This window comes from Bacillus sp. S14(2024) (genome assembly GCF_050473785.1).
GTDB lineage: Bacteria > Bacillota > Bacilli > Bacillales > Bacillaceae_G > Bacillus_A > Bacillus_A yunxiaonensis.
In genome coordinates this window covers 3,536,226-3,556,235 of the sequence record NZ_JBFLUP010000006.1, presented here as the reverse complement: position 1 = coordinate 3,556,235, position 20,010 = coordinate 3,536,226, and the positions used below count along the sequence as shown (strand labels likewise).

Genomic DNA, 20,010 nt, shown 5'->3' with positions numbered 1-20,010 from the left:
AATAGAATGGGAACAGAAGACTCCTCTTTATATCGAGAAAAACGTGATGATTATTATGAAGGTGCAAATCCTTATTTATTAAAGCATATAAAAGAAGAGTGGAAAGAAGTTCTTGATATTGGTTGTTCGCGAGGTGGATTAGGAGCTGCTATAAAAGAAAAGGGGATACGTGTTTCAGGTATTGAAGCTTTTGAAGAAGCGGCTCAGATTGCAAAAGCAAAACTAGATCATGTTATCAGGGGTAATATAGAAACAATGGAATTACCGTATGAGAAAGAACAGTTTGATTGTATCATTTTTGGAGATGTATTAGAGCATTTGTTTGATCCGTGGGCTGTTTTAGAGAAAGTAAAACCGTATGTAAAACAAGGCGGTGTTATTTTAACAAGTATACCGAACGTTGCGCATATTTCAGTATTGATTCCCCTTCTGAATGGAGATTGGACGTACGAAAAAGCTGGATTGATGGATCAAACACATATTCGTTTCTTTACGTTTAAAGAAATGTTACGTCTGTTTGTAAATGCAGGTTTTTCGATTCATCAAGTGGAACGTGTATACGTTAATTACGATACGTATACACCGATCATACAAGATTTATATGAAGTTTGTAAGAAATATAATATTGGAAGTAACTTTATGGCGGAGACAATTGTATATCAATATGTAATTGAAGCAATGAAAGTGTGAATGAAGAAGAGAAATGAATTTTATCCCGCTCAAATGGGCAGTATCTTTAGGTGTTTCGCGAAGAAAAACTGCCCATAAGAGCCCGATTGGTTCAACTAACCTTTCATGAAAAAAGCATTCATGAAAGGAAGTTTCACTTTATCCCGCTCAAATGGGCAGTATCTTTAGGTGTTTCGCGAGGAAAAACTGCCCATAAAAGCCCGATTGGTTCAAATAACCTTTCATGAAAAAAGCATTCATGAAAGGAAGTTTCACTGTATTTGTTGCATCTATAAAGGATTACATTCACAAACAGAAAAGAAAGGATTACCATGATGAAAGAAAAGACGATTTTGGTAGTCGTTTGTGTCAATAACGAAGAGCTCTTTACACAATGTGAGAGGCAAATTAAAAATGTGTTTGTTCCACATGAATATCAAGTTCAAATACTTCCAATCTATAATGCAACGAGTATGACAAGTGCATATAATCAAGCAATTTCATATCCAGCAAAGTATAAAGTGTATTTGCATCAAGATACATTTCTTATCGATCGGAATATTTTCATCAATCTTATTTCCATATTTTCATCTAATGAAAACCTAGGACTAATTGGAGTAGCGGGCTGTCAGTATATGCCGGAAAATGGTATATGGTGGGAAGGGAAAAAATTAGCTGGGCAAGTTATTGAGTACAGAAGACAGAATTATCAATTATTAAGTTTTGAAACAGGTTTTTATGAACCGAATCTTTTTACTCCTGTTCAAGCAATAGACGGTTTATTTATGGCTACGCAATATGATTTGCCATGGAGGGAAGATTTATTTGATGGGTTTCATTTTTATGATGTTTCACAGTCACTTGAATTTCGTAAAGCAGGTTATGTAGTAGGTGTTTCTAACCAAATGCGGCCATGGTGTCTTCATTATAATGGGGATGAATTTGATGCATTGGCCTATGAAAAATATCGGCAAATCTTCTTACAGAACTATGTGAATACTTCATTTCCAACATAAGGGAGCGATTGAGATGAAGGGGATTATTTTAGCCGGAGGAACGGGATCAAGGCTATATCCGATTACGAAAGTAACAAATAAGCATCTCCTTCCAGTTGGACGATATCCGATGATTTATCATTCAGTATATAAATTAAAACAATGTGCAATTACAGATATTATGGTAGTTACCGGGAGAGAGCATATGGGGGCTGTCGTCGATTTTTTAGGGAGCGGGGAAGAATTTGGTGTATCGTTTACTTATCGGGTGCAAGACCGTGCGGGAGGGATTGCAGAGGCTTTAGGATTATGTGAACACTTTGTCAATAAGGACCGAATGCTAGTTATACTAGGAGACAATATTTTTTTCGATGATCTTCGTCCGTATGTAGAAGAATATATGAAACAAGAGCAAGGTGCAAAAGTATTATTAAAAGAAGTAGAAACTCCTACAAGATTTGGCGTACCTTCTATTAAAGATGGAAAAATTATTGAAATTGAAGAAAAACCGAAAGAACCAAAAAGTTCATATGCGGTTACAGGTATTTATATGTATGATGCACAAGTCTTTTCATATGTTAAGCAGCTAAAGCCATCAGCAAGAGGTGAGCTAGAGGTTACAGATTTGAACAATTGGTATTTACAAAGAGGAATTCTTACTTACAATACGTTAAATGGCTGGTGGACGGATGCTGGAACTCATACTTCTCTTCAGAGAGCGAATACGTTGGCGCGAAATATAGACTTTGGAAAGCAGTTCAACGGGGAGTAGGTGAGTATATGAAAGTGATTGATACGTCTTTTCAAGATGTAAAACTATTAGAGCCACATTTGTTTGAAGACGAACGAGGTTTTTTTATGGAGAATTACAATAAGGAAACGTTGGAGAAAATCGGTATTACATATTCATTTGTACAAGATAATATATCTTCTTCTGCGAAAGCAGGTACGATTCGTGGTTTGCATTTTCAAAAGGAACCGAAGGCGCAAACAAAATTAGTTCAAGTTCTACAAGGCGCTATTTATGATGTCATTGTTGATTTACGTAAAGAATCCTCCACGTATAAACAATGGCAGGCATATATGTTAAGTGAAGAAAATCGCCGGCAATTGCTTGTTCCAAAAGGTTTTGCTCATGGATTTTGTACGCTTGTTCCACATACAGTTGTTATGTATAAAGTGGATGAGTATTATAGCGCTGAGCACGATAGCGGTGTGCATTGGAGAGATAAAGATTTGAACATTCCATGGCCGGTAAGAGAGCCTACCTTGTCACAAAAAGATAGGCTACTATCATCGCTTATTGAGTGCAAAGATTGTTTTTAAGTAGGAGAGTTGTCTATGAATATATTAGTAACAGGCGGAGCTGGATTTATTGGTAGTAATTTTGTTCATTATATATTGAAAGTATACGAAAATTACCATGTTATTAATTATGATGCGTTAACATATAGTGGTAATCTTGGGAATTTACATTCTGTTGAGCAAGATCCCCGCTATGTTTTTCTGAGAGGCACGATTCAAAATCGTGAACTTTTAGAATATGTTGTTCAGAAGTATAAGGTAGATGTCATTGTTAACTTTGCAGCGGAATCACATGTGGATCGCAGCATTGCAAATCCTATTCCTTTCTATGATACGAATATAGTTGGAACAGTAACGGTATTAGAGTTAATCAAAAAATATCCTCATATAAAAATGGTGCAAGTCTCAACAGATGAGGTGTATGGCTCATTAGGAGAAGCAGGAAAATTTACAGAACAAACACCATTAGATCCGAGCAGTCCGTATTCTTCTAGTAAGGCGAGTGCAGATATGATTGCTTTATCCTATTACAAAACGTATCAATTGCCTATTATTGTTACACGTTGTTCTAATAATTATGGACCATATCAATATCCAGAGAAATTAATTCCACTTATGATTACAAATGCACTTGAAGGGAAGAAATTGCCGTTATACGGAGATGGATTGAATATAAGAGATTGGCTTCATGTGAATGACCATTGCAGTGCAATTGATGTCGTACTGCATAAAGGGAAGGTTGGGGAAGTGTATAACATTGGCGGAGATAATGAAAAAACGAATGTAGAAGTTGTTGAGCAGATTTTGACGTTATTGAAAAAAGGGAAAGATGATATTTATCATGTTACAGACCGCTTAGGACACGACCGCCGCTATGCAATTGATGCGAAAAAGATAAAACAAGAATTAGGATGGAAGCCAGCGTATACGTTTAAGCAGGGGATCGAAGAAACAGTTCATTGGTATAAAGAAAACGAGCAGTGGTGGCGACCATTAAAAGAAAAGCAAGGGGCGCACAGATGAAAGAGCGGGTTATGATAACTGGAGCAAATGGTCAATTAGGGAAACAAATAGTAGAAGATTTGGATTCAAAATTGTATGAAACATATCCATTTGATAAAAAATCGTTAAATATTACCGATATGTTACAAGTAGAGCGTGTAATAAAAACGATACAGCCACATATCATTATACATTGTGCCGCTTATACAAAAGTAGATAAGGCAGAAGAAGAACAGGATTTAGCTTATTTAACAAACGCAATTGGAACAAGAAATATTGCGGTTATGGCACAAAATGTAGGGGCAAAGCTTATATATATTAGTACAGATTATGTATTTTCTGGTGCTAGAATAGAAGGCTATCATGAATTTTATGTACCAAAACCAGTAAATGTATATGGTCTTTCAAAATATGCAGGGGAACAATTTGTGGAAAAACTCCATAACCAATACTTTATTATTCGTACATCTTGGCTTTACGGGAAATATGGAAACAACTTTGTTAAAACAATGTTAAAGGTTAGTGAAGAGAAAGAGAGTGTATCTATTGTTTCTGATCAAGTAGGATCTCCTACTTATGTAAAAGACTTAGTTTCCACTATAAAAAAACTCATGCGTACATCATTATATGGTACGTATCATGTATCAAATAACGGAGCGTGTTCTTGGTACGAGTTTGCTGAGAAAATTTTTTCGTGCGCAAATAAGAAAGTAAACATCTTACCTATCTCAACAGAAGAATTTGGCGCAAAAGCACCAAGGCCCAAATACTCAATTTTGCAGCATAAAATGTTAAAATTAAATGGTTTTTCACAAATGCCATCTTGGGAAGAAGGATTAGAACGCTTTTTTAGCGAAACAAACAATCACTAGTGATTTTAGGCTAGTGATTTTTGTTTGCCTTTAGGGTATTTTATGTTAATATAAAAATAGTACCAGGTTCTAATAACAACTATAATTTATGAATATAGGGGGATAAATATATGGATCTTCTCAATGTAAAAGGAAAAAATATTGTCGTGATGGGTGTTGCGAACCAACGAAGCATCGCTTGGGGGATTGCTCGTTCATTACATAGCGCAGGTGCAAACTTAATTTTCACATATGCTGGTGAACGCTTAGAAAAGAATGTACGTGATTTAGCAGAATCATTAGAAGGACAAAAATCACTTGTATTGCCATGTGATGTAACAAGTGATGAAGATATCGCAAACTGCTTCCAAACAATTAAGGAAGAGGTTGGCGCTATTCATGGATTAGCTCACTGTATTGCATTCGCAGAACGTGATGATTTAAAAGGTGAGTTTGTTGACACATCTCGTAATGGTTTCTTGTTAGCACAAAATATTAGTTCATTCTCTTTAACAGCTGTAGCAAGAGCAGCGAAAGAAGTAATGACAGAAGGCGGAAGCATTGTTACATTAACGTACCTTGGCGGAGAACGCGTTGTATCAAACTACAACGTAATGGGTGTTGCAAAAGCATCTCTTGAAGCGAGCGTAAAATACCTAGCAAATGACTTAGGAAAACATAACATTCGCGTAAACGCAGTATCTGCAGGACCAATTCGTACACTATCTGCAAAAGGTGTTGGCGACTTCAACAGCATCTTAAAACAAATTGAAGAGCGCGCACCACTTCGTCGTAACGTAACGCAAGAAGAAGTAGGAAATACAGCGTTATTCTTATTCAGTGACTTAGCAAGCGGAGTGACTGGCGAGAATATTCATGTGGATTCTGGATATCATATTTTAGGATAATATAGATAAATAAAAGCCGTTTCTTTCCGAGTATTTCATCGGATGGAAACGGCTTTTTGTTACAATCAAAAAAACATATAGTTAAATTTACTATATGTTTTTTCGATTTCTAGTGTAGGTTACGTGATGCGATGGACGGACCAAACAATACCATTACTATTAATGCCACCTAAATTAAGAGCAATTGATAATCCATTTGCCACATAGAATAAAGCAATTTGATCTCCAGCAGTTAATTCTAAATCACCAGTTAATGCTACAGATGCTTCACCAAGAACGGCCCTTAGCGTTAATACTAGTGCAACGTTCACATCTAATATTGGGAATAAGCCACTGATTAAATCATTTGTAGTTGGAGAGACTCTTCGGAGAACAAATACCGGATTAACAGTTGGGCCGAGTGAAACAGTAAGCGCAGTAAGTGTTGAGTAGTTAATAGTTGCCTCAAATACATATCTGCCTGTTGCAGGGACTGTAAATACTCCAGTGGTAGCATTGAATGCAGCGTTACCGTAAAAAGGAGATGTTGTACTCCAGTTTGTGAGTGTAGCTCCTGTAGCCCCTGCAGGTATTGAGAAAGTTGGAAGATTAGCAGAGAATCCGTCAGCTAGAACATTAGGTCCAGTAGCACCCGTAGCGCCAGTGTCGCCAGTAGGTCCGGTAGCGCCAGTAACACCTTGAATACCTTGAGGCCCCGTTGCGCCAGTGTCGCCAGTAGGTCCGGTAGCGCCAGTAACACCTTGAATACCTTGAGGCCCCGTTGCGCCAGTGTCGCCAGTAGGTCCGGTAGCGCCAGTAACGCCTTGAATACCTTGAGGTCCCGTAGCGCCAGTGTCGCCAGTAGGCCCAGTAGCACCAGTAACGCCTTGAATACCTTGAGGTCCAGTAGCCCCCGTAGCGCCAGTGTCGCCAGTAGCCCCAGTAGCGCCTGTAACACCAGGAATACCTTGAGGTCCAGTAGCGCCAGTGTCGCCAGTAGGTCCGGTAGCGCCAGTAACACCTTGAATACCTTGAGGCCCCGTTGCGCCAGTGTCGCCAGTAGGTCCGGTAGCGCCAGTAACACCTTGAATACCTTGAGGCCCCGTTGCGCCAGTGTCGCCAGTAGGTCCGGTAGCGCCAGTAACGCCTTGAATACCTTGAGGTCCCGTAGCGCCAGTGTCGCCAGTAGGCCCAGTAGCACCAGTAACGCCTTGAATACCTTGAGGTCCAGTAGCCCCCGTAGCGCCAGTGTCGCCAGTAGCCCCAGTAGCGCCTGTAACACCAGGAATACCTTGAGGTCCAGTAGCGCCAGTGTCGCCAGTAGGTCCGGTAACGCCTTGAATACCTTGAGGTCCAGTAGCGCCAGTGTCGCCAGTAGGTCCGGTTGCCCCAGTTACACCAGGAATACCTTGAGGTCCAGTAGCCCCCGTAGCGCCAGTGTCGCCAGTAGGTCCGGTAGCGCCAGTAACGCCTTGAATACCTTGAGGTCCGGTAGCGCCAGTGTCGCCAGTAGGTCCGGTAACGCCTTGAATACCTTGAGGTCCGGTAGCGCCAGTGTCGCCAGTAGGTCCGGTAGCGCCAGTAACGCCTTGAATACCTTGAGGTCCAGTAGCCCCCGTAGCGCCAGTGTCGCCAGTAGGTCCGGTTGCCCCAGTTACACCTTGAATACCTTGAGGTCCAGTAGCCCCCGTAGCGCCAGTGTCGCCAGTAGGTCCGGTAGCGCCAGTAACACCTTGAATACCTTGAGGTCCGGTAGCGCCAGTAACACCTTGAATACCTTGAGGTCCGGTAGCGCCAGTGTCGCCAGTAGGTCCGGTAGCGCCAGTAACGCCTTGAATACCTTGAGGTCCAGTAGCCCCTGTTGCCCCAGTGTCGCCGGTAGGTCCGGTAGCACCAGTAACCCCCGGAAGTCCTTGAGGTCCGGTAGCACCAGTAACCCCCGGAAGTCCTTGAGGTCCGGTAGCACCAGTAACCCCCGGAAGTCCTTGAGGTCCGGTAGCACCAGTAACCCCCGGAAGTCCTTGAGGTCCGGTAGCACCAGTAACCCCCGGAAGTCCTTGAGGTCCGGTAGCACCAGTAACCCCCGGAAGTCCTTGAGGTCCGGTAGCACCAGTAACCCCCGGAAGTCCTTGAGGTCCGGTAGCACCAGTAACCCCCGGAAGTCCTTGAGGTCCGGTAGCACCAGTAACCCCCGGAAGTCCTTGAGGTCCGGTAGCACCAGTAACCCCCGGAAGTCCTTGAGGTCCGGTAGCACCAGTAACCCCCGGAAGTCCTTGAGGTCCGGTAGCACCAGTAACCCCCGGAAGTCCTTGAGGTCCGGTAGCACCAGTAACCCCCGGAAGTCCTTGAGGTCCGGTAGCACCAGTAACCCCCGGAAGTCCTTGAGGTCCGGTAGCACCAGTAACCCCCGGAAGTCCTTGAGGTCCGGTAGCACCAGTAACCCCCGGAAGTCCTTGAGGTCCGGTAGCACCAGTAACCCCCGGAAGTCCTTGAGGTCCGGTAGCACCAGTAACCCCCGGAAGTCCTTGAGGTCCGGTAGCACCAGTAACCCCCGGAAGTCCTTGAGGTCCGGTAGCGCCAGTAACCCCCGGAAGTCCTTGAGGTCCGGTAGCGCCAGTAACCCCCGGAAGTCCTTGAGGTCCGGTGTTGCCAGTAGGCCCCTGAGGCCCAGTAGCGCCAGTTGCACCAGTAGGTCCACTATGTCCACCAGGTGGGACTGGTGGCAGGGTAGGACCTAATACAGCAGAAACAATATACTCTATTGAATGAAATTGATTAGCGGGTTTTTCATTTTTCATTGATTCACCTCCAAAGGTTTTTCACTATATAGTAAATGCAGAAGGGAATCAAAATGATATAGTTGTTTTATTTATTTTTAAAACTTTATATTTAGATTATATGTATTTTAGTTGGCAAATTTTCCTTTCTTTTTTCATATACTACAAGGGGAAAGGAGGAAGGACTTTGGTAAAAGAGAGCATTACAATTAGCTTATGTATGATTGTGAAAGATGAAGAACAGACAATTTCTAGATGTTTAGAATCAGTACGAGGGGTTGTTGATGAGATTATTATTGTAGATACCGGTTCAACGGATCAAACAAAGGAGATTGTTAGAGAGTATACTCCTTATATTTATGATTTCGAATGGATAGATGATTTTGCAGCTGCTCGAAATTTTGCGTTTTCGAAAGCGACACAGGACTATATTTTATGGCTAGACGCTGATGATATTTTAGTAGAAACAGAAAAAGATAAGTTGTTACAATTGAAGGAAAACTTGGATTCTAATGTAGATGCAGTTTCAATGTCGTATTATCTTGCGGTTGATGAAAATGGGAAACCGACTTACAGTTCTGTTCGAAATCGTTTAGTAAAGCGAATGAGAAATTTCCAGTGGATTGGATTTGTCCATGAATATTTAGCTGTTTATGGAAATATATTAAAAAGCGATATAGCGATTATGCATAAAAAAGAAAAAGAACATACGGATCGTAATCTTCGAATTTTCGAGAAGGCACTAAGGGAAGGGAAAACTTTTACACCGAGGGATATCGTTTATTATGCTAATGAATGTGTCGATCATCAAAAATATGAAAAAGCAATTGAACTATATAACCAGTTTTTAGATGGGAAAGAAGGTTGGGTAGAAGATTGTATACATGCATGTGGGAAATTAGCAGATTGCTATAAACAACTGCAAAAGTTGGAAGAAGCACTGCAAGCATGTTTTCGTTCTTTTCAATATGACATTCCAAGAGGAGAGATTTGTTGTCGCGCCGGTCACATATTTATGGAAAAAGGAGATTACAAGCAAGCAACCTTTTGGTATGAAAGGGCGATTACTGTCCCGTTTCAAGATTCAACTAGATTTATAGATTATGCATCTTATACATGGGTTCCCCATTTACAGCTATGTGTTTGCTATAGCCGGTTAGGGGATAATGAGAAAGCAAATTATCATAATGAACAGGCGGCAGTACATGTACCGGACCATCCTTCGGTGAAATATAATCGTGAATATTTTCGAAATCTATTCAAAGACAATATACAAGAATAAGTTACTTTGTAAGAAAGTTTATAATGAGAAATAGATATAAATGTTAAATATGTGGTAAATTGCTCAAAAATAAGGCCATCTCACAATATATGAGGTGGCCTTGTTTTTAAGCGATTTGTGTGACTGTTAAAGTAGCAGAGCGAACATCTACAGTGTCCGCTGAGTCTACTAAATTTGTAGGGACAATTTGTATTAAGTCATTTTTGTATAAGTTAATCAAAATTACGCTGCTTGTTACTACAACTAGACCTGTGTCATCGAAAGTTGTACGTACAGCCGTTCCGGAGCTAGGGATAGAATTAGAGACTGCTGTACCATTTAATGTTAAGAAAAATGTAGCAGATTCGCGGCCGTCAGGTGAAGCAGGAAAATTATCTAAAGAGACTGTTAATGTATAGCTAAGCTGATATATACCAGTTCTTTTGACGATAAGCCCATGCCCAGTACTTTCTACATCAAGAAGAACAGGGGTGGATACGATTGGATTTGTAGCATTACTTGGTAAAGGAATTGGTTGACCTACAGAAACAGGTGTATCACTTGCCGAAAAAGCAATCCCGAAGGCAGGGAATTCTTTTACTGGCAAAGCAAAGAAATTTTCGCAAGAATCCATATTTTCACTCCTTCGTACATTCTCATTTTATTTAATGAAAAAAATAAGTGAAACGTTATAGACAAGATACTAATTTCACTAAAAATAAGAAGAGGACCTAATTGTAGCAAAATGTGTATAATTTACATAAATTGTAACAACATCAACTATATTCTGCTATTTGCGGGCAGTAAGACTCTCACCTTAAGATTAAGAGAGAAACGAGGAAGATTGGCTTGACTAACCATCAGTAGGGGATAAAAAACACTGATGGAAGTTTCACTTTATAGAAATCAAGAATTTCATGAATTTAATAAGCAGACATTCTTATTTTTCTTATAGGAAATATAAATTTGAGGGAGGGAGAAATTATTGAAAGTTTTAGTCACAGGTGGAGCGGGTTTTATAGGTTCACATATTGTTGAAACCTTATTGGAAAACAATATAAAGACAGTGGTTGTTGATAATTTAGCTACTGGTCATAAGTATAACATTCCATCAAGGGCTGCTTTTTATCATTTTGATATACGTGATCCCGATATTGATAAAATTTTTATGACAGAGAAACCAGATTTTGTAATACATCAAGCGGCACAGGTATCTGTGCAGGAATCTGTAAAACAGCCACTTTATGATTGTAGTGAAAATATTATGGCCACTATAAATATTCTACAATCTTGTATAAAGTATAACGTAAAAAAATTTATCTATGCATCAACCGCTGCTGCATATGGGAATCCTAAATATTTACCTATTGATGAGAATCATGATCTTAATCCTGTATCATTTTATGGTTTATCAAAATTGACCAGTGAAACCTATACTCAATTATTTGCAAAGCTTTCGGGTTTAAAGTATACAATTCTTAGATATTCTAATGTGTATGGCGCAAGACAGGATGCAAATGGAGAAGCGGGTGTTATTTCTATTTTTATTGACCGATTATTAAAGAATGATAGTCCAATTATATATGGCGATGGAAAGCAAACAAGAGATTTTATTTTTGTTAAAGATGTAGCATATGCTAACTTCTTAGCTCTTAGGAATGCTGACAATCAAATATGTAATATTAGTTCGAATCAACAAACTTCAGTCAATGAATTGCTGAATATAATTTGTAGTGTAATGAAAATAGAAGATAAGAGAATATATAAAGAGAAAAGACCGGGAGATATTATTTATAGCTCTCTATTAAACAATAAAGCTAGAAAATATTTGAACTGGGAGCCGCAATTTTCATTGCTTCAAGGATTGGAAGAAACCGTTTCGTTCTTTCGAAAAAAATAAATGAAGTGGATGTCTTATAGAAAAAGTGTCACATTCTCTATAAAACTACTACAAATGCTTTTAAAAATAGATTTATTGAAGCCGCCCAGGAGTGACGATTACTAATTGTAGAAATGGCTGCGTTTTTTTAGGTTTATTATTAATTACCGCAGCAAATGAGGGGAAACTAGTAGCCTCACTAGAAGCATATTCTTGTGGAACGCCTGTACTTTCAACAAGTATCAGATAAGTAAAGGAGGTAGCTAACTTAAATTATGAGTTCCTGATATTATGCTGTAACAATTCAAATCTATCTTATTTTTGAATTAGATCATAAAGTATAATTTTACTTCATTTAGTAGAAATGGGCGGATTGAAAAAATATTAATATTCAAAATGTAAATAAACAGGAACCGAAAAATAAATAATGAGGAGGCCACGATGCCTCCTCATTATTTACATATTTTTCGTTTTGTTGAATAGGTGTAGCGATGTTATGAAAACCTTACTACAGAAAATATTTCAACTAAACGATTTCAACTCCGGCACTTGCTGAACCTGTAAGAATAGCAACAGAAGTTAGACCGCCAGTATCGATTATGGAAAAGACCATTAATAAACGATCCCCAGCAGTTACTGGTTGACTCACTGTAGTATTGGAACCAGCGAGATTTACAGGAAATACAGTTGTGGAAGTGATATTTGGACTTAAGTTTACAACAGTGCTTGTAAGTTGAGTGAAAACGTTCGTGTTATTGTTGGCTACAGTGTTTATATATAAAGATGCTTCAACGATGACGCTACCACCAAGAGGAAGAGTTACATTAAGACCTGTAGCGGTAAAGTTTGCCCATACTGATTCAATGGTGCCGTTGCGAGGCATTGTAAATGCTTCAGTTGCTAGGGAAAGGACAAGAGTATTAGGAGACGTTCCTAATAAAGTGATACTAGGAATAGAAGACCCAAATCCAATAGCACTTCCAACAGCAAGAGTTCCGCCTAAAGCAGTAGCTGGTGTAATAGGTGTCGTGCCAGATGCAAATGGAATGATAGTACTAGAGCCAGCAGGTCCAGTGCCACCAGTCGGTCCAGCAGGTCCAGTGCCACCAGTCGGTCCAACAGGTCCAGTGCCACCAGTCGGTCCAGCAGGTCCAGTGCCGCCAGTCGGTCCAGCAGGTCCAGTGCCGCCAGTCGGTCCAGCAGGTCCAGTGCCACCAGTCGGTCCAGCAGGTCCAGTGCCACCAGTCGGTCCAGCAGGTCCAGTGCCACCAGTCGGTCCAGCAGGTCCAGTGCCACCAGTCGGTCCAGCAGGTCCAGTGCCGCCAGTCGGTCCAGCAGGTCCAGTTGGCCCAATCGGTCCTCCAGCAGGTCCGGTCGGCCCAGTCGGTCCGGTTGGGCCTATTTCTGGTATAGGAAATGCACAAGGAAACGGCATAAATTTATCTTGATTATTACCCAAATTTTTAACCTCCTTAATCTTTTTATAAAAATAGTGTCTTCGATATATTTTATGAATAATGAAGAAAATGGTACTGGGTTGTCTCACAAAATGGGACAATTTCTTTTTGAAATCACACTGTAATTCAAATTATCTTTAAATTGTTTTTTTTCTTGTGAAGGTAACCTAATTTCATTGTTTTATAAGAATTACATATAAACGTTATTTGAATTAACCGAGTTGACGCCTTCTTATCTTTTTTATAAAAAATAAAGGAAATAGAAAGTGTTATAGAGCAATTTCTAATTTTAAGGCAATGGGTAATATACCTTATGTAGATAAATAAAGAATCAATTTTTAACGAAACTTCTTCACTTTGTATGAATATAACTGTAATAACGTACGTTTCAGTAAAAAGGAGGATTGAGGATGGTGGATAAACAAATAAAGAAAGAGAAAAATCAACCGTTATTATATACAAAATATTTGGATTTATATAAACTCCAGCGCCATATGCAGCGGAGTGTGATTGTGAAACAGACAGAACAAACGGCTGGAACAGAGGAAAACGAAATAGATAATGTTGAAAATAGTGAACAGACTCACTATATTGTTGAGGAGATAAACATAGCTGATCAAGAAACCATGCAAACGGATGTAGAAGAGATAGATGTCATTGATCAAGAAACCATGCAAACGGGTGTAGAAGAGATAGATGTCATTAATCAAGAAACCATGCAAACGGGTGTAGAAGAGATAGATGTCATTGATCAAGAAACCATGCAAACGGATGTAGCGGAGATAGATGTCATTGATCAAGAAACCATGCAAACGGATGTAGCGGAGGATGTCGTTGATCAACATAACACGCACGCGAATGCAGCGGAAGAGAATCAACCAAAACAAAACGATAAACAATTTGTAAAATCTTCAAGTATCACATGGCAGAATAAATCGTTTAAAGCTATGAATAACGAAGAGAAGGTTTATTTCTTGTTACATCGACCTCATTATATACCAAATGTGAAATGTATAGTGAAAACAGAAAGGGCTTCTTATATAGGGGTGATTACTTCTTATGAAAATAGAGTGCTGCAAATGGTGGTACCAGGCAACATTGGGAATTTTTCCTTAAATATAGAAGATGTAGTGTCGATTCGCATGACGGGATTATAATGCGGAAAAGGTGGTAGGATTCCTACCACCTCAATAGTTTTTTGGTTTACAAATTATACGCCTGCAACGTGTACGTCACGTAGGCATTGAATTCCACAGAAACAATTTAAATCAACAGTTATAACAGCAGGTGTTGCTTGTAGTGTAGCAGTAGGGGTATTTAAAAAGTAAGAAATTGCATTTTGACCAGCTGGTACATCTGGTACTTCTAATACACGTAATACTGCATAGCAGTCATCTACGCTTTCTACGCGAAGAATGGAAGATAAAACTTCTGGACCATTAGAAGGAATATATACACTGAATACAGCCCCTTGACCATTATATAACACAAATGGGCGAGTGTTTGCGATTCTAGAGCCTTGATGTGCACCAAGGAATGGAACGTCACATCCTGTTGGGCATGTGCCTGTCGCACAATCTTGTAATTCATTGATGAAGTTTACAACATCACATACGCAATTGATGCGTAAATTCTTTTTGTCATCATTGTTACCCATTCTTTTCACTCCTTATCATAAGTTTTGATTACACTATTAGAATATTGAATGCAGGGTAAATCTGTTACTGCTCTCAAGTTGTTTTTTTCAACGGATAAGCCTGTATTTAGAGGACAAGAAAAGGGGATGAGGACCTTGGTTTTTGAGAGTTGGCTTATGTTTTTTATTTTTTCATTCGCAGTATTTCGGTTAACACATCTTCTTGTATATGATAAGATTACGTCTTTTATTCGTGCGCCTTTTATTGAAGAAATACAGATTACAGAAGAGGATGGTACGGTTTCAACGTACATGAAAATAAGAGAAACAGGCATACGTAAATTTTTTGGTGAATTGTTAAGTTGCTATTGGTGTACAGGAATATGGATGAGCGCTCTATTGCTTTTGTGTTATGAATGGATTCCTAAAGTAGCAGAGCCAATTATTTTGTTATTAGCAGTTGCTGGGGTTGCAGCGATTATTGAGACGATTGTGAGTCGGATGGTGGGGAATTGAGAAATGAAGGAACGAAACAAAAAGGTTGTTCATATAGTAAAGAGAGCGTTAAAAAATAGAGGAGATGTTTGCCATGGCGAATTATCAGCAACCTAATCCATACAATAATCTTCAATATTGGCACAAAATGCAGCAACAGCAACAAGGACAGCAGCAACAAGCACAGCAAGAACAACAGCAACTGGAACAGCAACTGGAACAGCAAGGATATGTGAAGAAAAAAGGTTGTAACTGCGGTGGAAATAAAAATAAATATTTTAGATAATGAAACATGTAAATAATGAGTCCGCTTTTGAACAAAAAGTACCCTGTTTATTCTGTGGATAAGAAAAAACAGGGTACTTTTTGTTTTGAAGGAGGACTGTAATTGAAAAAGTTTCATGAAATGGCGTTTCAAGCAGAAGCCATTTAATTTGTTATTTTGTTTTTTTGTAAGTCATCCCTCGTCAAAAATAAAAATCTAGAAACATCAAGTTTCTTCCCTCTAAAAAATTGCGGAGAAGAAATATATAATTCTTCTTTTGCGCGCGTAATAGCAACGTATGCTAAGCGGCGTTCTTCCTCTAATGCTTCCGAAGTATCAGTGACGCGATCGTTCGCGTCTTTTAAAGATGAAGAATGCGGTAATATCCCATCGCTTGCACCGAGTAAGAAAACACATGGAAATTCAAGGCCTTTGGCGTTATGAATAGACATAAGCGATACAGCATCTTGTTGAGTCCGTGTTTTTAATGTTTCCATTTCTTTTTGATTTTGAATAGCTGTGTTTATAAATTCTAAGTACGCTGGAATGTCTGAAAAACGATTTGCAGATTCAATAAGTTCTTCAAGCATTTCTTCTTGTATTTCTTTTTGCATCGTAAAGGAAGAACGGTCATTGCTTTGCAGATATTCTAAGTATTGCCCTTTTCCTTTAATGATTTCTTTTAATGCTTTTTTCGGTTCGAGCTCTTTAATAAATTTCAAGAAATCAATACGATCATTAATTTTCTTTACTTGGAACGGCTTTAGATTGGGATTAAGTAAAAGAAAATGTAAAAGGGAAGGGAAGCGACCTTCACCGTATTTCCATTGTTCTCTTTCGATAAACGATATACATTCATCGCGCCCGATATACATCGTTGGCAAAATACTTGCGAGTGATTCTAAGCGAAATGGCTCAAAGGCCAAACGTAGTTGATCTAATACAGGTTTAATAAGCGAGTGTTCATAAAACGATTGGCTTGCCCCATATTTGACAAACGGAATTTTATGAATCGTAAGCTGATCGAGTAAGGAACGGCTTACAGAATGTGTCCGGTATAACAAACAAAAATCGGTATAGTTTCGTTCACCACTTGCTACTTTATCTTGAATGAGTTGCAGCACTTGATTGGCTTCATCTAATGTTGTCGCTGGTCTTGAATAAAATGGTTGTATGCCTTCTTCGTGAACGGTGTACAATTCTTTGTTAAATCGTTCTTGATTCAGCTTAATGACTTCATTACCAAGTCCGACAATGTATGGGTTTGAACGATAGTTTGTATTTAAAGTAATAATGGTTGTATCATCAAATTCCTTTGGGAAAGAAAGGATAATTTGGTGACTAGCTCCGCGCCAGCCGTAGATCGCTTGGTCGTCATCGCCTGCAATAAATAAGTTGTTTTGCGGTGCTGCTAATAGTTTTACAATTTCATACTGGGCGTATGATGTATCTTGAAATTCATCCACTTCAATATATTGAAAGCGCCCCTGCAGCTGTGTTAATAATGCCGCATTATTTTCTAGTAAATAAAACGTTTCAAGTAAAATATCATCAAAATCTAGATAACGATGACTTTGCTTTACGTCTTCATAGCGTTGATATACTTCTTGAAATTCACGTTCAACGGGTGTTTTGGCCTGTACATCTTTTGGTCTATTTAATTTGTTTTTTTCAAGTGAAATCATTGCTAGCATACTTTCTGCATCATAGTCATCTTTTAAACGAAGTTCTTTTAAAATTTTCTTTATAATAATTTGCTTATGCTTTTCGTTTGCTAAAATTTGTTGGTTGTATCCTTGGCTGCGAAGTAATTTTAAGAAAACAGAGTGGAATGTTCCAGCAACAAGATATTGGCTCGCTGCATGTGTCATACCAGGTAATGTTGCTACGCGGCTTCGAATTTCTTCCGCTGCTTTTTGTGTAAATGTGAGCAGCAATATGTTGCGCGGGTGAACACCTTTTACGTTAACTAAATAGCCAACGCGCGTTGTTAAGACAGACGTTTTTCCACTGCCAGCGCCAGCTAATGTGAGAACGGGTCCTTCTGTCTGACGAACAGCTTCTAATTGTTTTTCATTTAAATGTATTCCTTGTTTTTCAAGAGCGCGAAAATAGGTAACATCCGCATCATTTTGATCAATTAATTCGGTAGATGTTTTAGGAATATGATAAGTTGCGCGAGGTATATTCGAATGTGTTAATGATTTTTGCGAAAAATTTTCCTTAGTCATAATTTCACCTTCAATAAGTAGCATCAACTTATAACTTTATCGGAAGATAGGGGAAATGGCAATGTAAAAACGACCTAAAAACCTCTTTCTTTTTAGGTGAGGCGAGAGGAACTGGCCATGCATAGAAGCGTTCAGGTCCTTTTCCTGCCCCATGCAATATTAAAACAAAGCGAGAAAACGAGTGCATGTCACCGTTTGTTTGACATAGCCGCGACTTACATGTTGAAAAAAGAAAATGGATTTATATAGTAAAAGTAAGGTTATTTTTCCATTAAAGAATTAGAGGGAAAATGAAAAGAAGCGCCAAACATGGCGCTTCTTTTATAGTTTTTTTATCATCACAACATGCGGAATATCAGCTTCCATAAACATTTCAGAAATTGTTTCATATCCAATCTTATTATAAAACGGCTCAGCATGTGTTTGAGCATGAAGTTTTAGTTTTGGAAGAGCTTCCTCTTTCGCAAGAGTTTCTAACGCATTCATAATGATTTTCCCGGCCCCTTTTTGACGATGAGAGGATAGGACACAAATACGTTCCATTTTTCCTATGCCGTCAACGATGCGAAAACGCCCAGCACCAACTGGAACACCTTCATCGTATAAAACAACATGTTTTGCGACATCTTCATATTCATCGTATTCTTCTTCGGCCGAAACATTTTGCTCGTCCACAAAAACTTGTTTTCGAACGGAAAATGCATCTTCTAGCTGCTTTTCATTTTGTACGACAATAATTTGCAAATTACTGTTGCTCCTTTCCTAAATGGAATGTCTCATATACTGTCCATGTCCCATTTTCTAATTGATATACTAAATGGAAACGGTCAATTGGTTGTTCATAATAGAAATCTTTCATTTTTAGGCGACCTAAAACATCAGCATGTTCAGCATCTGATAATTGTTGTCCAATTGTAAGGTGTGGCACAAAAGCATATTCGCGATCTTGTGTGAATATACCGCTATGCATTTCTTCATTTAGAAATGTTAATTCTGGTGTTTTTTCCACTTTAAAGTAAATAACATTATTTACAGGTGCAAACGAGCTCACTTTTCCAACATGTAGTGTAAACGGATTTGTTTTGCTTCCGATTGTACGCAGCTCTTTTACAATTGTTTCTAACTGTTCATCAGCCGCTTCAAAAGGTGTTTTCAATGTAATGTGTGGTGGAACTAATGCATAATGTGGATCGTAACGCTTACGCAGACCGTTTGCTTTATCTTGAATCATTTTTGATGGAAAAATTACAATACCTAGTTTCATCTCTAAATTCCTCCCTTTGTCTGAACGTAAAATGTTTTTGTGAAAAAAGAACACTTCTTTATTATATCAGATGATTCTGAAAAATACTGCGTATTATTTCATCCCGCTATTTGCGAGCAGTAAGACCCCCACCTCAAGATTGAGAGAAGCGAAGAAGATAGGTGGGGGATAACTGCTGGCATGCGCCCGATTGGTTCAACTAACCTTCAGTGGAAAAAGCGCCTACTAAAGGAAGCTTCACTTTATTGATAACATATGAGAAAACGCATGTGGCAAGTTTTTTTGCCAATATTTCCATGTGTGATTACCATTAAACTCTTCGTAATAGGTTGTAAATCCTTTTTCAATAAGAAGATTATGCAATTCTCGGTTTGGTGCTACAAAATCAGAAATGTTGCCATCTGTTGTTTTTACATTTGTTTCTTCTGTACCAATAATATGGTATAAATCTAATGTTTGCGGCTCCGTAAACGTTTTGGCACGTTCTAATACAGATTCATTAACGAATGGTGATTGCATAATCACTTTACCGAATGTATGCGGATACATAAGAGCTGTCATAAATGAAACTGTACCACCTAAAGAATCTCCAATTAAAACGCGGCCTTTTCCCATTTGATACGTTGGGTACTTCTCATCTAAATATGGAGCAAGCTCGTGAGCTAAAAAGCGAATATACATGTCATTTTGCGATCCGTTTGGATGATATTTTTCTTTTCGGTCGTGTACATCTTTATATGGAATACCAACAATAATAGTTCGATCAATTTCTTCTGTTTCACGAAGTGATTCTATCACGCGATGTGCTTTGCCGAGTTGAAAATAATCTCTTCCATCTTGTGCAATTACAATGGTGTGCTTATGAAGCGGCGTGAAGTTTGCTGGTAAATAAACGAGAAGCGAAATTTCTTCTTGCAATGATTTACTGTAAAATGTAAGTTCTTCAATTTTCCCTATTGTTTGTGTCATTGTGTAATCTCCCCTAATTTAAAAGTTACTACAATTTTATTTTAGCATAAGAATGAGAAGAATCTAA

General features: G+C 38.8%; 20 protein-coding genes. 12 read left to right on the top strand and 8 right to left on the bottom strand.

Annotation, left to right across the window (positions count from 1 at the left end):
- Positions 1 to 6: 6 nt before the first annotated feature.
- The 7 genes from AB1279_RS18140 to fabI all read left to right on the top strand — a co-directional run bounded on the left by AB1279_RS18140 (position 7) and on the right by fabI (position 5,730).
- Positions 7 to 690, top strand: a complete 684-nt coding sequence (locus AB1279_RS18140; protein WP_429760179.1) for a class I SAM-dependent methyltransferase — start codon at positions 7 to 9, stop codon at positions 688 to 690.
- 314 nt (positions 691 to 1,004) lie between these two features.
- The gene (locus AB1279_RS18135; protein ID WP_429751379.1) at positions 1,005 to 1,685 is read left to right on the top strand and encodes a glycosyltransferase family protein; all 681 of its coding nucleotides are present in this window, start codon (positions 1,005 to 1,007) and stop codon (positions 1,683 to 1,685) included.
- Between the two features lie 13 nt (positions 1,686 to 1,698).
- Positions 1,699 to 2,436, top strand: coding sequence for a sugar phosphate nucleotidyltransferase (locus AB1279_RS18130; protein WP_429760178.1), 738 nt, complete (start codon positions 1,699 to 1,701; stop codon positions 2,434 to 2,436).
- Positions 2,437 to 2,444: 8 nt separating this feature from the next.
- Positions 2,445 to 2,990, top strand: coding sequence for a dTDP-4-dehydrorhamnose 3,5-epimerase (rfbC, locus tag AB1279_RS18125; RefSeq protein WP_429760177.1), 546 nt, complete (start codon positions 2,445 to 2,447; stop codon positions 2,988 to 2,990).
- A gap of 15 nt (positions 2,991 to 3,005) precedes the next feature.
- Positions 3,006 to 3,992, top strand: coding sequence for a dTDP-glucose 4,6-dehydratase (gene rfbB / locus AB1279_RS18120; RefSeq protein ID WP_429760175.1), 987 nt, complete (start codon positions 3,006 to 3,008; stop codon positions 3,990 to 3,992).
- Positions 3,989 to 4,843, top strand: coding sequence for a dTDP-4-dehydrorhamnose reductase (gene rfbD / locus AB1279_RS18115; RefSeq protein WP_429760174.1), 855 nt, complete (start codon positions 3,989 to 3,991; stop codon positions 4,841 to 4,843). Before rfbB ends, rfbD begins: the two co-directional genes overlap by 4 nt.
- A 110-nt stretch (positions 4,844 to 4,953) precedes the next feature.
- On the top strand, positions 4,954 to 5,730 hold the full coding sequence (gene fabI / locus AB1279_RS18110) for an enoyl-ACP reductase FabI (RefSeq protein WP_429751370.1): 777 nt from the start codon (positions 4,954 to 4,956) through the stop codon (positions 5,728 to 5,730).
- A gap of 119 nt (positions 5,731 to 5,849) precedes the next feature.
- On the opposite strand, the gene AB1279_RS18105 is transcribed toward fabI, so the two are convergent.
- The gene (locus AB1279_RS18105) at positions 5,850 to 8,507 is read right to left on the bottom strand and encodes a collagen-like protein (protein WP_429760172.1); all 2,658 of its coding nucleotides are present in this window, start codon (positions 8,505 to 8,507) and stop codon (positions 5,850 to 5,852) included.
- A 199-nt stretch (positions 8,508 to 8,706) separates the two neighbouring features.
- On the opposite strand from AB1279_RS18105, the gene AB1279_RS18100 reads away from it, so the two are divergent.
- A complete protein-coding gene (locus AB1279_RS18100) occupies positions 8,707 to 9,768 on the top strand; it encodes a glycosyltransferase (protein ID WP_429761466.1) in 1,062 nt (353 codons plus the stop codon).
- A gap of 106 nt (positions 9,769 to 9,874) precedes the next feature.
- Here AB1279_RS18100 and AB1279_RS18095 read toward each other — a convergent pair whose 3' ends face one another.
- The gene (locus tag AB1279_RS18095) at positions 9,875 to 10,381 is read right to left on the bottom strand and encodes a hypothetical protein (RefSeq protein ID WP_429760170.1); all 507 of its coding nucleotides are present in this window, start codon (positions 10,379 to 10,381) and stop codon (positions 9,875 to 9,877) included.
- A gap of 351 nt (positions 10,382 to 10,732) precedes the next feature.
- Between AB1279_RS18095 and AB1279_RS18090 the strand changes: the two genes are divergently transcribed.
- Positions 10,733 to 11,647 (top strand): NAD-dependent epimerase/dehydratase family protein, encoded by a 915-nt coding sequence (locus AB1279_RS18090; RefSeq protein ID WP_429760168.1) that lies wholly within the window; start codon positions 10,733 to 10,735, stop codon positions 11,645 to 11,647.
- A 505-nt stretch (positions 11,648 to 12,152) separates the two neighbouring features.
- Here the strand turns inward: AB1279_RS18090 and AB1279_RS18085 are convergent.
- A complete protein-coding gene (locus AB1279_RS18085; RefSeq protein ID WP_429760167.1) occupies positions 12,153 to 13,085 on the bottom strand; it encodes an exosporium glycoprotein BclB-related protein in 933 nt (310 codons plus the stop codon).
- 408 nt (positions 13,086 to 13,493) lie between these two features.
- Here AB1279_RS18085 and AB1279_RS18080 point away from each other — a divergent pair, with 408 nt between their 5' ends.
- Positions 13,494 to 14,240 carry a CotO family spore coat protein gene (locus tag AB1279_RS18080; RefSeq protein ID WP_429760165.1) on the top strand — a complete coding sequence of 249 codons (747 nt, stop codon included), beginning with the start codon at positions 13,494 to 13,496 and terminating at the stop codon, positions 14,238 to 14,240.
- A gap of 53 nt (positions 14,241 to 14,293) precedes the next feature.
- On the opposite strand, the gene AB1279_RS18075 is transcribed toward AB1279_RS18080, so the two are convergent.
- On the bottom strand, positions 14,294 to 14,740 hold the full coding sequence (locus tag AB1279_RS18075; RefSeq protein ID WP_429760164.1) for a CotY/CotZ family spore coat protein: 447 nt from the start codon (positions 14,738 to 14,740) through the stop codon (positions 14,294 to 14,296).
- A 135-nt stretch (positions 14,741 to 14,875) separates the two neighbouring features.
- Between AB1279_RS18075 and AB1279_RS18070 the strand changes: the two genes are divergently transcribed.
- Both AB1279_RS18070 and AB1279_RS18065 read left to right on the top strand, forming a co-directional pair.
- On the top strand, positions 14,876 to 15,235 hold the full coding sequence (locus AB1279_RS18070; protein ID WP_429760163.1) for a DUF1360 domain-containing protein: 360 nt from the start codon (positions 14,876 to 14,878) through the stop codon (positions 15,233 to 15,235).
- Positions 15,236 to 15,299: 64 nt separating this feature from the next.
- A complete protein-coding gene (locus AB1279_RS18065) occupies positions 15,300 to 15,500 on the top strand; it encodes a cytochrome C oxidase subunit III (RefSeq protein WP_429760162.1) in 201 nt (66 codons plus the stop codon).
- A 143-nt stretch (positions 15,501 to 15,643) separates the two neighbouring features.
- Here AB1279_RS18065 and AB1279_RS18060 read toward each other — a convergent pair whose 3' ends face one another.
- From AB1279_RS18060 to AB1279_RS18045, 4 genes are all read right to left on the bottom strand, one after another.
- Complete coding sequence (locus tag AB1279_RS18060) at positions 15,644 to 17,710, bottom strand: ATP-dependent helicase (protein WP_429760160.1); 2,067 nt, start codon at positions 17,708 to 17,710, stop codon at positions 15,644 to 15,646.
- 321 nt (positions 17,711 to 18,031) lie between these two features.
- Positions 18,032 to 18,454, bottom strand: a complete 423-nt coding sequence (locus AB1279_RS18055; protein ID WP_429760158.1) for a GNAT family N-acetyltransferase — start codon at positions 18,452 to 18,454, stop codon at positions 18,032 to 18,034.
- Position 18,455: 1 nt separating this feature from the next.
- Positions 18,456 to 18,974, bottom strand: coding sequence for a YjcG family protein (locus tag AB1279_RS18050; RefSeq protein ID WP_429751348.1), 519 nt, complete (start codon positions 18,972 to 18,974; stop codon positions 18,456 to 18,458).
- A 237-nt stretch (positions 18,975 to 19,211) separates the two neighbouring features.
- Positions 19,212 to 19,943: an alpha/beta hydrolase gene (locus tag AB1279_RS18045; RefSeq protein WP_429751346.1), complete on the bottom strand. Its 732-nt coding sequence runs from the start codon at positions 19,941 to 19,943 to the stop codon at positions 19,212 to 19,214.
- Positions 19,944 to 20,010 lie beyond the last annotated feature (67 nt).